A 15,251-nucleotide genomic window follows, 5' to 3' on the forward strand; every position below is an offset into this window, starting at 1 on the left:
TCGGGGATGCCTCAGATTGATTTGCGGTACTCTGCCGGCGACTTGCCGGTAAGATTGCGGAACAGCTTGATGAAGTAGCTGGGATTGTCATACCCCAGCTTGTCCGCAATCTCCACAACAGACAAATTGGACTGATCCAGTAATTCGCAGGCGCGCTCCATCTTGACGCGTGTGACGTATTCGATAAAGGTCGATCCGGTATCCAGCTTGAATACGCGGCTAAAATGGGTAGGGTTCAACCCCACTTGTCTGGCTATCGCATCCATACTGATCTTCTCGCCAAGATGTGTCAGCACATACCGCTGCGCCTCGGCCACTTCTTTTCTGACCGAGGGCTTCCACATCGCCTGGAAGCCTTCTATTTTGGCTTCCAGGAATCCCCTCAGCCATCCAAGCACCTCCTCCAGCGTGTCCAGTCTGCCGATCGCTTTCTGATAGGATTCACTGTCAAAGTTCGTTACAAACTGCTGCATGACCGTATACTTCAGCTCCAGCTCCATGACCATCTTCAGCATCCAGCTCTTCAGGCTGTCTACCGGGTATTTGCGGGCTTGCAGCTCGATGCTGAGCTGCGATACAAAGGTATCGGCACGCGCCCAGTCTCCGTCCTGGATACATTCGCGCAGCTCCTGAAAAGTATGGGCATATTGCATGAAAGGATCTTCGTTAGCGGTAACCACCGTCTCGTTTTTTCGGATAACCCCCACGCCCGCGTAGAATCGTAAGGTTTGGCTGTTCAGCAAGCTTTGGATTTGTTTTTTGAGCTCCGCCACGGACGTCTCCGCTTCGCCGTACAGGAACGTGATGCTCATCCTCATGTGATGCGCCAGCGATTGCTGCGCTTTGTACAGGGCATTCCTGAGGTCCTCATGCCGGTTGCGGATAATCGTCCGCGGGAGAGGCACCAACAGGACATATTGCCGCTCGTTCAGCGAGAACAGCGTCGCCCCCTCAAGCTCCATCGTCTCCTGCAGCGCGTTGTCCAGCACGAACTGCATGTTGACAGCTCCGCCAAAACGCCGCTCCAACTCATGCGCATGATCGGGAAACGCCGCCACCGGCAAGTAAGGCACCCCCTTTTGAAGGTTGATCTCCATGCCGGCGGCCTGCTCGATCCATTCTCGCTCGTCCCACACCGGCTGCTCCAGAAACATCCGCATAAATCGGCTCCGGATGACGGCGTGATTGGTCTTCACCATGTTTTGCAGCTTCTGCATCGAATGCCGGTTCGTTTGCTCAGCCTCCAGTCTCGCGACAGCTTCGGCCAACACGGTCTGCACCTGCTCAGCCTCCATACTTTCCTTCAAAATATAATCAGACACATTTAATTTGACCGCCTTCTGCGCATAATGGAACTCTTCATGGCAGGACAGGATGATCGCTTGCAGGTGCGGATTGACCGTCTTTGCCTTCTCGATCAAGGTCAGGCCGTCCATCGCCGGCATGCCGATATCTGTCAGCACAATATCGGGGGCATAGGTCTGGCAAGCCTCCCAAGCCTCCTGCCCGTCGGAGCATAGGGCGATCAATTCGAGCCCCAGCTCGGTCCAGGGAATGCAGCTCTCCAGATACTCCAGCACAGGCGAGTGATCGTCAGCGAGCAATACTTTATACATGGATGGGTCCTCCGTCTTCATCGGGATGCCTCGGAAAGCGCAGGATCACGGCGGTCCAGCCCTCCATACTCCGGATGGCCATCTCAAACTCCGTGCCATAGATCAATCTCAGACGGGTCAATACATTGTTCAACCCGATCCCGCTTTCATCACCCGCATGGTTGTTTGTCGCTTGGTTGTGGAGCAACAGCCGCTCCAGCTCGGACGCTTCGTGTTCATCTAGTCCGGTACCGTTGTTCCGCACCGTGATGTTCAGTTTACCGTCCTGCTCTTCAATCCGTATCACGATGCGCCCGCCCTGACTGGAGAAACCGTGCTTGTAGGCGTTCTCGATGATGGGCTGCATGATCAGCCGGGGCACAGTCGCGCTTAGCAGCTCATCCGGCACATGAATCTCGGATTCGGTCGGATGGCGCATGGCAAACCGCATGAGCTCCATATATTGCTTGGCCGTTTCGATCTCCTGTCTGAGCGGGACGAACTCGCCTTGTCTGGAGAAGCTGGAGCGCAGCAGCGATGAGAGGTTGGCGAGCAGCTTCGCATTCTCATCATCCTTGCGGATCAGCAGGCGCATCCGGATGGAGCTCAGCACGTTAAACAGGAAGTGCGGATGGAGCTGAGCCTGCAGCATCGCCATCTCTGCTTGTCGTTTCAACTCCTGCTCGGCTTTGAAGTCGAGCATCATCTGCTGGATCCGGTCGAGCATGTGGTCAAATGAGCGGCCCAGACTTCCCACCTCGTCATCGCCCCGAATATGGGAGCGGACGGCCAGATTGCCCGTCTCGATCTGACGGGCGGCTTTGCCCAGCGTATAGATGGGCTTGGTAAACCGCCGCAGCAGGTAAGCGAGCGCGATCAGGAAGCAACCGGCAAACACGGCCTGGATCAGGAGGCCCGAACGGGACAGGCCGTTCAGTCGCCCGGTCAGCTGCTCGTAAGGCGCAATACTGACCAGGCGCCATTCGCCATAGGCCAGCGGCAAGGAAATCAAAAGCTGATTGGCATCGTCAAAGCGGATAATGGCGGGGGACCGCAATTCCGATTGTGGAACGATAGTATTAATATTCAATCCGATCTGGTCGGTGTCCCGGTTGGACAAGATCGTCCCGTCCTTGTCCAGCAAGAAAACGTCCTCCTCCAGCGTCTCGAAACGCTCCCGAACCGCAGCTTCTGTGCGGCTGATCATGAGATAGGCAAAGGGCGGTTTGCTCCGGCTCTCTCGCAAAGCGCGGGCGGTGATAAACACATAAGGCATATCGGCTTTTTGCGAAGCCAGATAATTGGGCTCTCCGCCGATGAAGAGCGTATCATATCCCGATAACGCGGCCAGCTTGTTGAACCAGCTGCGATGCGCAAAGTCGGAGGGATTATAATCGTAGAATGAATAATCCGAGTAAGGGCGGCCTTCATCATCAAGCAGTGAAATCCGCAGATCAAGCGTCTCTCCGGCCACCTGCTCCAGTCTGGTCGTCAACTCGCGGCTGGCTGCCGGGCTCATCTTGGCTTCCTTCAGCAAGATCTTGATCTCCGGATCGAAGTGGACGAAGTTCGCTACCGACACGGTCTCCGCCAGGATCGTATCAATCTGTGATTGGACAATGGTTAGCGATTGGGTTGCTTTCTCGAGCGTGTGCTCCCGGATGATCAATTTGGAGTAGTAACTCGTGCTCAGGATCATGCCGATCGCCGGGAGAACCAGACAAGCGATCGAAGTGATCATCAACTTTTGCCGGAACGATAATCGCTTGTACGACTGGCGTAGACGCATGGACAACCTCCCTAATCATCGTTAATCATGATTCTATCGTACGCTATTTTCGCGGCTGGCTCATCCGATATTTTTTTCATTCCAGAAAAAATTTTATCATGCATTCTTTTGAATATAGAAAAAATAGTTTCATGTGTTTCCTTGGGACACTCTTTATAATGAAGAAAACGAACACCAAAGAGGTGAAGGACGTGGAGCAGGTTTCCCGGCGCGCAGCCCAACGAACCGTAGTCAAAACAAAACGCAAGCAGGCATTTTACGATACCATTGCCGGCTATCTCTTTATCGGGCCGATGCTTGTCCTGACGACGGTACTCGTCATCATCCCCATTGTACTATCCGGTATTATCAGCTTCTCTGACTGGAACTTCATCGCAGGAATAGGGGGACTGGAGTTTGTCGGATTTCGCAATTACGTCCAACTCTTCCAGGACGAAGCGTTTCATCGCTCCCTGGCGAACAACGTGTACATGATTGCCGTCGTTCCGATCGCCATGTTCATCGCCCTTGTGCTGGCCGTCTTGATCAATAAAGCGACCTACTTCAAAACGTTTTTCAAAGTGATCTACTTCATGCCGTTTATCTCCAGCTTTGTCGCGATTGCGCTGCTGTGGCGCGTCCTGTATCATCCGTCCAGCGGTCCGATCAACAACTTCCTGCGAGCCGTCGGGATCGAGAATCCGCCGATGTGGCTGGCAGATCCGAGCTACGCCCTGATCTCGGTCATGATCATCATGGTGTGGACCTCGCTCGGCTTCAGTCTGGTCATCTATATGGCCGGATTGCAAAGCATACCCAAGGATCTATACGAGGCGGCCGACGTGGACGGCGCTTCGCTGCTCCGCCAGTTCTTCCGCATCACGATTCCGCTGCTGTCGCCGACGACCTTCTTCCTCCTTATCACGGGAATCGTCGGTTCCTTCAAGGTCTTCGATCTGATCATGGTGCTGACGGGCGGCGGGCCGGCCGGCTCGACGTCGGTCATCGTCTTTTATCTGTACGAGGTTGCGTTTATCAGCCTTAACTCCGGTTACGCTTCTGCCATGGGGATCATCCTGCTGCTGCTCATCTTGCTGATTACGCTGGTGCAATGGGTCGGGCAGAAGAAATGGGTCAATTATTAAGGAGGTTGAAGTCATGCATGCAATCCGGCCTGGCCGTGTAGTTGTAACGATACTGATGGGAGCGGCAGGCATATTGTTTATTTTGCCCTTTATATGGATGTTATCCGCCTCCTTCAAACCCGAGCTGGATGTCATGGCTTATCCGATCCAATGGATCCCCCAGCGATGGAATGCCGTGGAGAACTACACCCAGGTCTGGGCAGGGGCTGTGCCGTTCGCGCTCTACTACTGGAACAGCATCAAAGTCACCCTGATGTCTACTGCGGTCTCGCTCATCGTATCCGCTATGGCTGCCTACGGCTTCTCGAAAATCTCGTTTAAGGGCCGTGATGCGTGGTTCATACTCGTACTGGCGACCTTTATGATACCGACACAGGCGATCCTGGTCCCGCAATTCATCATGTACCGCTGGATCGGCTTGTTCGACAGTCATGTCGGACTCGTCCTGTTGGCCGCCTCCAGCGTACTTGGCACCTTCCTGCTGCGGCAGTTCTTCATGGGCGTGCATCAGGAGATTATCGAATCGGCACGCATCGACGCAGCCGGCCATTGGACCATTTTTGTCCGAATCGCACTGCCGCTGGTCAAGCCGGCTCTGGCCACCTACATGATACTCCGCTTCATCTGGACATGGAACGACTATCAGAATCCGCTGATCTTCCTGCGTTCCGATGCCCTGTTCACCCTGCAGCTGGGGATCCGCAAATTCGCAGATGTCAGCGGGGAGTTCTACTCGCTCATGATGGCCGGCGCCGTCTCGGCGATCTTACCATTGTTGATCATCTTCATCATCGGCCAGAAGCAAGTCATCGAAGGCGTGGCCATGGGAAGTGTCAAAGGATAAATACGATTAGGGGGAAATTACATGTTCAGAATGAATGGCAAAGGTTGGGCTGCATCTCTTATCGTTACCGCCATGTTGGCATCCGGCTGCTCCTCCGCGAGCCCAGGCAATACGCCTGGTGAAGAAGGAGCAAGCTCGAGTGAGCAAGTGACGATCAAGCTGTCCAATTGGTATGCCAAGAAAGCGGACAACTGGGATCTCGTCATCGAGGAATTCGAAAAGCAGCATCCGAACATCAAGGTTGAATTTGTATCCGCAGAGGACAACAATTCAAACGAATACTACAAAAAGCTGGATTTGGCGGCTGCCGGCGGCGATGATCTCGACGTCATCATGTTTAGTAATATGACCTTTCTATCTCAACGCGTCGAGCTCGGCATGATCGAGCCTCTGGATACGTATCTGGCCAACGACAATGTCGACTTCAGCGAGGAATATAGCTCGGATACGAGTATCGACGGCACCTACTACGGACTCCCGGGCAAGTCTTCGACAACGTTTGTCATCATCAATGAGGATCATCTGAAGGAAGCCGGCCTTGAGCTGCCGACAGACTGGACATGGGATGAATACATGGATTACGCCCAGGCGATGACCAAAACCGAAGGCGGCAAAACCCGCTACGGCACGTACTTCCACAGCTGGCCGATGTTCGCCTACTTTGTACAGAATGTGGGCACCCCGGAGAACGCCAACCTGACGACCGATGACGGCACCACCGCCAATATTGACAATCCGCTCGTCCGCAAAGCGCTGGAGCTTCGTCTGCGCGGTGAAGAAGAGAAGTCGGCAACCCCTTACTCCGAGGTGGTCAGCCAGAAGTTGAACTACCGCCCGCAATATTTCAACCAGGATACGAGCATGATTGTTATGGGTTCCTTCCTCGTCCCTGAGCTTGGCGGTACGGATACGGTCCCGGCGACGTTCCGCAGCGTATTCGCCCCGCTGCCAAAGGTGCATGCGGACGATGAGATCTCATCCAATGTCGGCAGCGATGTGCTGTCCATCTACAGCAAATCCAAGCATAAAGAAGAAGCCTATACTTTCATCCGCTGGTTCTCGACCGAAGGCATCGTCCTGCAAGGCAAAGCGTTCCCTTCGTGGAACAAAGCAGACATGGACCAAGTCGTAGATGCGATGGTAGAGGGCACCAAAACACCGGAGATGATCGACAAGGAATCGCTGCTGTATGTGCTTAACAATACCAATACGACAAGCGCACAGGTAGCCGTCCCTTACCATGCGGAGCTGGAGAAGATCTTCACCGAAGAATTCGACCTCATGATGCTCTCCGGCCAGGACCTGGAGACGACGGTTCAAAACGCTCAGACCCGCATCCAAAAAGTCATCGATTCCAAATCTTAAGCCGACTGCACCTGCCGCCCTGCGCGGCAGGTGTTCCATTCTAGCCATGAGGTGATCTATCATGTTGTATCCTATCATCACGGAATCGCGCACGGTCATTGATTTGAACGGCATATGGAACTTTAAGCTCGATCCGGGCGACGGCCTGGCGAACCACTGGTATCGTGAGAAGCTGACCGATCCGCTGCCGATGGCCGTTCCTTCTTCTTATAATGATATAGGCGTCGCCTCGGACATCCGCAATCATGTCGGATGGGTGTGGTATGAGAGGGAATTCACTGTCCCTTCCCTCCTGCTCAGCGAGCGGATCGTCTTGCGTTTCGGGTCCGCTACACATCAGGCCAACGTCTACGTCAACGGCAAGCTGGCAGCCGAGCACACGGGCGGCTACACGCCGTTCGAAGCCGAGCTCAATGAGCTGCTGCAAAGCGGCAACAATCGCTTGACCGTGGCAGTGAACAACATCCTGGACGAATCGACGCTGCCGGTCGGCAAGCTGGTCGAACGGGACATCGAGGGTCTGGGCAAGCAGGTCCGCAACCATCCCAACTTCGACTTCTTCAACTATGCCGGTCTCCATCGCCCGGTCAAGATCTATACGACGCCCAAGAGCTATGTTCAAGATATCACTCTGGTGCACGAGCTGATAGGGCAGGACGCCAAGGTAAGCTATAACGTAGACTATACAGGGGATGCCGATGTCGCGGTGACGATTCTCGATGAGAACGGACAGGTCGTCGCCACAGCCGCAGGAGCGGTCGGGTCGGTCACTATCGCATCCGTTCATCTATGGGAACCTTTAAAGGCGTATTTGTATACATTCCGGGTTCAGCTGCACCGGGAAGGCATGCCGATGGACAGCTATGAGCTCCCCTTTGGCGTACGATCGGTCGAGGTCCGGGACGGCCAGTTCCTGATCAATGGCAAGCCGTTCTACTTCAAGGGCTTCGGCAAACACGAGGACACGCCGATCCACGGGCGCGGCCTGAACGAACCTGCCAACGTCATGGACTTCCAGCTCATGAAATGGATGAACGCCAACTCCTTCCGCACGTCTCATTATCCGTATTCGGAAGAAATCATGCGATTGGCGGACCGGGAAGGCATGGTCGTCATCGACGAAGTCGCGGCCGTCGGCTTGCATCTGAACTTCATCGCCACCCTATCACCGGGAGCTCCACGACGCGAGACATGGAAAGAGATCCAGACGAAAGAAGCTCATCAAGCAGCCATCCGTGAGCTGATCGCGCGCGACAAAAATCACGCCTGTGTCGTCATGTGGTCGATCGCCAATGAACCTGCTGCCGACGAGGAAGGGGCCGACGGCTACTTTGAGCCGCTGGTCCGGCTCACCAAGGAGCTCGATCCCCAGCAGCGTCCTGTGACCATCGTGACGATGGTTGGCAAAGGCACGTCCCATTGCAAAGTAGCCAAGCTCATCGATGTGTTGTGTCTCAACCGGTATTACGGCTGGTATGTGGAAGGCGGCGAGTGGGAGATCGCCAGCCTCCAGCTGCTCCAGGAGCTTCAGGAGTGGCAGCAGTTGTTCCCGGACAAGCCGATCATCATGACCGAGTACGGGGCGGACACGATCGCCGGCTTCCATGACGTCGACCCGGTTATGTTCACAGAGGAGTTCCAGGTCCGCTTCCTGGAGGCCAATCATCAGAGCTTCGACCAGTGCCCCAACTTCGTCGGCGAGCATGTGTGGAACTTCGCCGACTTCAATACGAGCCAGGGCATCTTCCGGGTTCAGGGCAACAAAAAAGGCGTGTTCACACGGGACCGCAAGCCCAAGGCCGCAGCCCAAGCGATGAAGCAGCGGTGGGCGGACATTCCGGACTTTTTCTATAAGTGATGTTGTACTATGTACACAGCCAAGAACCCTCTGCCGCTGGCAGGGGCTCTTGGCTTGCTCTATTTTCCTCGGAATCATGTAAGCTCCATATCTCTCATCGTCCGCAGCACGCCATAGATGCCGTTTGGCTTGTCGTCAGGCTTGAACATCAACTCGATCTCGGATTGCCCCTTCACCAGCTCGGCGGGGATCGGATACTGTTTCGTTACAAACTCGCGCTTGGATGCAGGGTCGGATTGCTCCGTGACCAACAGCTCGCCATTGGCGTAAATGCTCATCGCCCGGTTATGATGCCCTGCAAAATAGGTCACTTGCAACGTATTGGCTGCACCAGGATCCACCTTGAGCTTGTAGCTGAACCAGCCGCCCGGCTGTACTCTGCGACCGTTTAATCCCTCCCAGGCCCCACCGGTTGTCGACTCCCCCGCAACCTCGTGCTGGAGCTCGTACTGATCATTCCCGACCTGTACGCTGTCTATAGTAGCCTCGCTGACAGCCCTGTCCCGTCGCGTCCGCTCCAGATGCTGACGAAGCTCATCCGAGTCCCCACCCACAATCCGCCAGTAGATGCCGTAGCGTTCGCGGTGCTGCTCATAGTGCGGGGTGAACACGAGCCGTTCATCCTCATCGGTACCGACAAGCCGGAACGTAAGACTGTCGCTATCCTTGACAAGATGGTGCTCAATCCCCGCCAGCCATTCCTCAGGAGTCTTATCCTGCGGGATGATGAAATCCTTGACCAGCATCTTGCGTGTCGGCACTTGTACGATGACGCCCACCTGTGCTTTACTCATGTCTTCGGTACCCAGCGCCGCACTAAGGACGACCGGGCCGTACTGAAAACCGACAGCCGCGGGATGATCGGGCAGTCCGGAGACGATGACCTTCATCGGCAGTGTAAGCACCAGCCGGTCGCCATGCTGCCAGATCCGCTGCACGTTGATGTAATCCTGCTGGCGCCCGGTCGTGATCGGCTCGCCATTTACACTTACCTGCGCCTCCCCGCGCACCCAGTACGGGATACGCAAGTTAAGCTCCAGCTCCCTGGACGCCCGGTCACGGGTCTCGATCGTCAGCTCCACCTCTGACGATGCGGGGATGCCGGATTGGACAGTCAAGGTGACGCCCTGCTCCTGCCAGTCCAGCACCGAACTGACATAGTGAGCGACCGTCAGACTGCGGTCCGAGTGGTAATACACACTATCGTTCAGCTTCGTGAAGCTTTCCATGCCGGTCCCCGTACAGCACCAGAAGTGGTCAAACGGCGAGCTGTAGATTTTGAAATAGCCTGTGGCCATCGGTTGGAAATACATCGTCATGCCTGTGTCCGGATGCTGCGACGACAAGATGGCATTCACATATGTTCTTTCGTAGAAATCCGCGTACTTCCGGTCTCCCGTAAGCTTGAACAACTCCCGTGTCAGCTTGAGCATGTTGTAGCTGTTGCAGGTCTCGCAAGTGACATCGCTGCGCTTCGCATCCAGCACGTCCGGCGCGCCGAAATGCTCGCTCTCGCTGTTGCCGCCTGTCATGTAGCTGTGATGACCCACCACCATGTCCCAGAATTGAACCGCAGCCTCCAGATAAAAGCGCTCGCTCTCCCCCAGCGTCAAATAACGATTCAGTGCGCCGATGAATTTGGGAATCGTCGTGTTGGCGTGTTTGCCCTGCAGGATATCGCTGCCGCTCTGGATGGCTTCAAACAACGGCAGCTCGTCGAACCGGTGGGCGGCGTCCAGATGCTTCCGGTCTCCGGTTAATTTGTACAGATCATACAGACAATCATTCATGCCTCCATACTCCACCGCCAACACGGTTGCCTGCAGCTCGTCCGTCCACCTCGACGTCCGCGAAGCCACCCAGTCACCCAATCGCTTGACCGTCTCGAGGGCCTCGCCTGAGCCCGTAGCCTGGTACACATCGACCAAGCCGGCGATGATCTTGTGCATGGTATACCACGGTACCCAGGCCGGCTTGCGGTTCTCGACGTTATCGATCAGCGTCTCGGGGAATGCCGACAGGTATCCGCTTTCAAACTGGCACTCCGCGAGCTCGGATACCAAATAAGTCAGACGCTGCAGCAGCTCGGCATCCTGCGTCTGTTCGTAAGCTTGGGCGCAGGCCGTCAGATAGTGGCCGAGTGTATGACCGCGGATCTCTGTGTTTTCCCAGCCGGGATACTTGTCCGCCTTGGGCGCCAGCCCTCTATTTTCCCGGAATCCGGCCAGCAGACGATCCGCATCATATGCCTTCAGATAGCTCAGTTCCTTGGCAAATGCATTCGTGTGGTAATCGCCCTGCAACTGGACGCGGTCCAGTCCGAAATCCTCCAGCTTTTTCGTCCTCAGGTGAACTCCCATTGTCTCCACGATCCTTTCCCCTTTCAGCAGCAACGAGTCTTGGTTATAGATTACCGCTGCCGGTGCTCCCCGGTAAATGGCGAAAGGTTTGAGTTGGTGTATATTTCACTCCTGTCGATGGATGATTGACATTTGTGCATGGTGTGCTACGATGCTCACATGCCTATACCGGTGTCAAATACCGGTGTCAAAATGAACTTTTTCGAGGTGAACCTCCATGGAAGCAATCGAGCTTAACGTCGAGCGGCCGTTACAGCTGACGATCACCGGCAAATTCGTCAGCCTCTCTCCCCAATGGAAGCATATGAGCCGGATCTTGACGGATTTCCAATTGTTCATCCCGAGTAAAGGGACCTTATACATCGCTGATGAACTTTCCCGCTATGAGATCCAGGAGGGGGATTACTTGCTGATGCCCCCGCTCACCCGGCAATACGGCTATCGCGAGTCCGACTGCAGCTTCTATTGGCTGCATGTGCTGGAGCATAGCTCTCCCGAGGCGAACCCGCCGGGTGCAGAGGCCGCGCCTCCTGCGCGGAGTCTTGCGATCCCCCCAACCGGCACTTTGCGCAACAAAGAAAAGCTGATCGTCATGATGAAGCAGCTGCAGGATTCCGTTCGGAGCTACAACGATCCGTTGTTGAATAACTACCTCGCCACGAGCGTCCTGTGTGAACTGCACAATCAGGTGGGCTTGGGCAGCGCGGAGTCGCGGCCGGAGATCAAGAAAAGACAGTTGTACAACGATATCGCCGACTACGTGAAATGGCACCGCTTCGAGCCGCTGCAGGTCAATCAGATCGCCGATCATTTTGGTTATAATGCCAAATATCTGTCCCGGATGTTCGCCAGCATGTCCGGGGTCTCGCTCAAACGTTACATCATGCAGCAAAAGATCGATGCCGCCGCCTTCCTGCTGACCGACACCAACATGACGGTCACGGAGATCTCCATGCAGCTGGGCTATCACGACAACCATCATTTCATGAAATCGTTCAAGCTGCTGACCGGCGTGACGCCCAGCGAGTACAGGAACGCCTCCGCCGCCCGGGTGTTGAATCATTAGGCGTGTTGAAATAAGCCAAGCTTATCGGGATTGCGGATAATATACAGGTTGCGCAGGGAGGGTCCTTCGGCATGCATCAACACGATCGAATCGACTTGCTCTCCCGAACGGACGACGACCCCGGCCTGGCCATTGATCTCCCGGATCTCCAGTTGTACCCCGTCCTCCTGTAGATGCGACTTACGGAACAGACCAACAAGGAATTTGGAGACGGCGTCAGGATATGCGATCGGACGAATGGCGGCGAGCACTTTGCCTCCGCCATCTGAGACGAGCACGACGTCTTCCGCAAGCATGCCAATCACCCGCTCAATGTTATCCTGCTCAAGTGCGGCAATGAATGTGCGGATCCACGTCTCCTGCTCGGTCTCTGCCTGAATGGATTCTCCCTCGCCCAGCGCCATCTTCCCCTTCGCTCGGCTATACAGCTTGCGGCAATTGACCTCGCTTTTGCCAATAATCTCAGCGATCCCTGTATAATCTATACCGAGTGCCTCGCGCAGGACGAACACCGCCCGTTCTACGGGGGACAGCTTCTCCAGTAAGACCAGCGTCGCATAAGACAACAGCTCATCGCGCAGGACATAATCCAGAGGCTCGTCAGCCGAAGTCGGGACGGGCTCGGGCAGCCATTCGCCGACATACGTCTCTCGCCGCCTGCGGGCCGATTTGTACACGTCGCGGCAGCGATTGACGACCATCTTGCACAGATAGGCCTTCGGCTCCTCGGCCAGACCTGCCGGATTGACGTCGCAGACCTTCAGGAATACGTCCTGCACCGCATCCTCCGCGTCGGACCATGTACCGGTCATCTGGTAAGCCAGCGTAAGCAGCAGTCTCTTGTATTTTCTGTATAGAATCTCCATTTTCACCGCCCCGTTCTCCAGTTTCATCTCTTTATTTTGTCATCAAGCTCGCCGTATCCCAAGTATAGTTCTTGATCTTCCATCCCAGCTTACCTGTGATGACTATATCGAGTCCCCACTTGTGCACCCAGGTTAACCCTTTGCCCGGGCCTAACCCGATGCTGAACGATTGCATGAAGCTCTCATGCACCGGCGCCCGCCGGCCTTCCAGATCCGCCAGCATAATCTTGGCCAGTCTTGCCGCCTGGGGAATCGCTTCTTTACAGGTCTTGCCATCGACACGGCCGCTATCCGGGGCTGCGATGCTGGCACAGTCACCGATGCTGTATACGCCGGGCGTATCCAAGACCCGGTAACTGGCATCGACGCGTACATATCCTTCTTTCGTCAGGGGCAGGCCCATCGCACCCAGCATCGGATTGGGCTGCAGCCCAAGCGTCCAGATGCATAACCGGGCCGAACGTTTATTACCGTCTGATAACCATAATACCCCATCTTTTTCCTCGATGACACGTGTATTATGGATTACGTTGATGCCGAGGTCTCGGAGGAGGTGCTCCAATCTCACCCCGATCTTGGCAGGACCGTCAAGAAAAAGCCGTTGGTGTGCATTGTACAAGTCAATCGCAACCAATCCCGGGTCCAGCCCCAGCCGCTCTGCGTCCTTGCGGGCATAGTGAGCCATCTCCGCAGCCGTCTCCATACCGCTGATCCCTGCTCCGACAATAGCGATATGCATCCATCGCTTACGCTCTGTCGGGTTGTCCTCCGCTGCCGCCCGCTCCAGATTGGCAAGCCAGGCACTCCGGATCTGTCCCGCATGGTCCAGCGATGCGAGAGCAATCCCGCCCTGCGCCGGATCAGGCTGCCGGACCACACTGCCCGCGGCAACGACGAGCATATCATAGTCTATTTCTTGCTCCGCTCCCATAGGGCTCAGAACGATCAGCTTCTTCTCCGCCGCTTTGATCTTCGTAACGGTAGCCTGCACCAGTTCGACTCCCTCGGGGAACAGCTTTGTCAATGGCACCCGGATCTCCTCATTCGTAACAGCCGGCCGGAACATCAGCACTTTGCGCAGATGGTACGCATGTTTGTCGATCATGACGAGCCGCAGGGGAAGCTTGGCCGTCAGACCCTTGAACTGTTTGCTAATTTCCCTCACCGCGTGAATCCCTGCATATCCTGCGCCGATCACAACACAAGTGATAGCTTTCATAAGAGCCACTCCTTCGGTTCGTTTGCACATAGAACGAGGCAGCGGCTTTGGTTGTGACAGGAGAGCATGCTTCAAGTGACCCTGCAGATGCGAAAGCAGCCTCCCACGAGCATCAAGCCGAGGGAGGCTGCTTTCATAAGTTATGCTGCTGTCGGATTAATAAGGCACTTTGAACATGTAGCGTCTGATCTCCAACGCATGGCCTGTCGCCTCGGCCAGCTCCACGGCATATACGCGGAGAACGAAATTCAGCAACAGAGGCGCCAGATATCCTCTCACGCCCTCTTCAATGTCGCCCCAATCGAACTCTTGGGCATCGAGAACAAGCAGCTTTTCACCATGCTCCTTCAGGAAAGTAAGCGCCCGCTCCTCCATTGGACGAGTCTCGTCGAGTCCCATCAGCAAGATGAACGGCACGTTTTTGTCGAGGATCTCGAATGGACCGTGGAAAAACTCTCCTGCGTGAATGGCGTGCGAATGTTTCCACTGCATCTCCATCAGGATGCAGATGGCGAAGGAATAGGCAATGCCATAGTTGATGCCGCTGGCCATGGTATAGATGATGCTCTCGTCCTTCACCGAGCTTGCGTATGCTTTCGCTTTGTCGATCGAGCGCTCCTTGGCGTCGCTCAACACCTGGCTGAAGCGGCTGAGGTTTTTCACAAGCTTCTCGTACATCTTATTTCCTTCCTTCACAGCCAGCAGCCCCATCGTCAAGCGGAACAACACCGCGTAGTTAGCGATTTCCGGATGAGGGTCGAGCTGTCCCGGAGGCGCCCAGCTGTAGTTGACGATATAGTCGGACGCATCGGCCAGCGGCGCGGTTTTCACATACATCAACGATACGACCAATGCTCCGTTGGCTTTGGCAAATTTGGCAGCCTCGGTCGTCTCAGGCGTCTTGCCCTTGTGGGAGCACAGGATGACCAAAGAGTCGGATCCAAGCGTCGCCGGGTTGCGGTGGATAAACTCATTGGAGTTGTATACTTCCGCCGTAATTGTCTTGGCCTCATGATCGATAAAGTATTTGCTCGGATACATAAGCGCGGAAGAGCCTCCGCATGCGACCAGGAAGACCCGGTGAATTTCTCTTTCTTTGTAGGCTTCCAGGATACGCTCGATCTGATCCTGTGCGGTTACCAATACATTGGCGATACTCATCATT

At 55.3% G+C, this 15,251-nt stretch carries 11 protein-coding genes; 5 read left to right on the forward strand and 6 right to left on the reverse strand.

Going from position 1 to position 15,251, the window contains the following annotated elements:
- Nucleotides 1–11: 11 nt before the first annotated feature.
- Both ABC336_RS10680 and ABC336_RS10685 read right to left on the reverse strand, forming a co-directional pair.
- Complete coding sequence (locus tag ABC336_RS10680; RefSeq protein WP_413238655.1) at nt 12–1,616, reverse strand: helix-turn-helix domain-containing protein; 1,605 nt, start codon at nt 1,614–1,616, stop codon at nt 12–14.
- The gene (locus ABC336_RS10685; RefSeq protein WP_413238656.1) at nt 1,609–3,384 is read right to left on the reverse strand and encodes a cache domain-containing sensor histidine kinase; all 1,776 of its coding nucleotides are present in this window, start codon (nt 3,382–3,384) and stop codon (nt 1,609–1,611) included. Before ABC336_RS10685 ends, ABC336_RS10680 begins: the two co-directional genes overlap by 8 nt.
- Nucleotides 3,385–3,542: 158 nt before the next feature.
- On the opposite strand from ABC336_RS10685, the gene ABC336_RS10690 reads away from it, so the two are divergent.
- The 4 genes from ABC336_RS10690 to uidA all read left to right on the forward strand — a co-directional run bounded on the left by ABC336_RS10690 (nt 3,543) and on the right by uidA (nt 8,575).
- Nucleotides 3,543–4,508 carry a carbohydrate ABC transporter permease gene (locus ABC336_RS10690; protein WP_413238657.1) on the forward strand — a complete coding sequence of 322 codons (966 nt, stop codon included), beginning with the start codon at nt 3,543–3,545 and terminating at the stop codon, nt 4,506–4,508.
- A 13-nt stretch (nt 4,509–4,521) separates the two neighbouring features.
- Nucleotides 4,522–5,352, forward strand: a complete 831-nt coding sequence (locus ABC336_RS10695) for a carbohydrate ABC transporter permease (RefSeq protein ID WP_413238658.1) — start codon at nt 4,522–4,524, stop codon at nt 5,350–5,352.
- Between the two features lie 21 nt (nt 5,353–5,373).
- Nucleotides 5,374–6,717 carry an ABC transporter substrate-binding protein gene (locus tag ABC336_RS10700; RefSeq protein WP_413238659.1) on the forward strand — a complete coding sequence of 448 codons (1,344 nt, stop codon included), beginning with the start codon at nt 5,374–5,376 and terminating at the stop codon, nt 6,715–6,717.
- 61 nt (nt 6,718–6,778) lie between these two features.
- Nucleotides 6,779–8,575, forward strand: coding sequence for a beta-glucuronidase (gene uidA / locus ABC336_RS10705; protein WP_413238660.1), 1,797 nt, complete (start codon nt 6,779–6,781; stop codon nt 8,573–8,575).
- A 74-nt stretch (nt 8,576–8,649) separates the two neighbouring features.
- Here uidA and ABC336_RS10710 read toward each other — a convergent pair whose 3' ends face one another.
- Nucleotides 8,650–10,935 carry a beta-L-arabinofuranosidase domain-containing protein gene (locus ABC336_RS10710; RefSeq protein ID WP_413242485.1) on the reverse strand — a complete coding sequence of 762 codons (2,286 nt, stop codon included), beginning with the start codon at nt 10,933–10,935 and terminating at the stop codon, nt 8,650–8,652.
- Nucleotides 10,936–11,152: 217 nt separating this feature from the next.
- On the opposite strand from ABC336_RS10710, the gene ABC336_RS10715 reads away from it, so the two are divergent.
- Nucleotides 11,153–12,001 (forward strand): AraC family transcriptional regulator, encoded by an 849-nt coding sequence (locus tag ABC336_RS10715; protein ID WP_413238661.1) that lies wholly within the window; start codon nt 11,153–11,155, stop codon nt 11,999–12,001.
- Here ABC336_RS10715 and sigJ read toward each other — a convergent pair.
- From sigJ to ABC336_RS10730, 3 genes are all read right to left on the reverse strand, one after another.
- Nucleotides 11,998–12,867, reverse strand: a complete 870-nt coding sequence (gene sigJ / locus ABC336_RS10720) for an RNA polymerase sigma factor SigJ (protein WP_413242486.1) — start codon at nt 12,865–12,867, stop codon at nt 11,998–12,000. The genes ABC336_RS10715 and sigJ overlap by 4 nt on opposite strands.
- Nucleotides 12,868–12,898: 31 nt before the next feature.
- Nucleotides 12,899–14,086, reverse strand: coding sequence for an NAD(P)/FAD-dependent oxidoreductase (locus tag ABC336_RS10725; RefSeq protein ID WP_413238662.1), 1,188 nt, complete (start codon nt 14,084–14,086; stop codon nt 12,899–12,901).
- Nucleotides 14,087–14,242: 156 nt separating this feature from the next.
- Nucleotides 14,243–15,241 (reverse strand): SIS domain-containing protein, encoded by a 999-nt coding sequence (locus ABC336_RS10730; RefSeq protein WP_413242487.1) that lies wholly within the window; start codon nt 15,239–15,241, stop codon nt 14,243–14,245.
- Nucleotides 15,242–15,251 lie beyond the last annotated feature (10 nt).

This window comes from Paenibacillus jepli (assembly GCF_047238105.1).
GTDB lineage: Bacteria > Bacillota > Bacilli > Paenibacillales > Paenibacillaceae > Paenibacillus_D.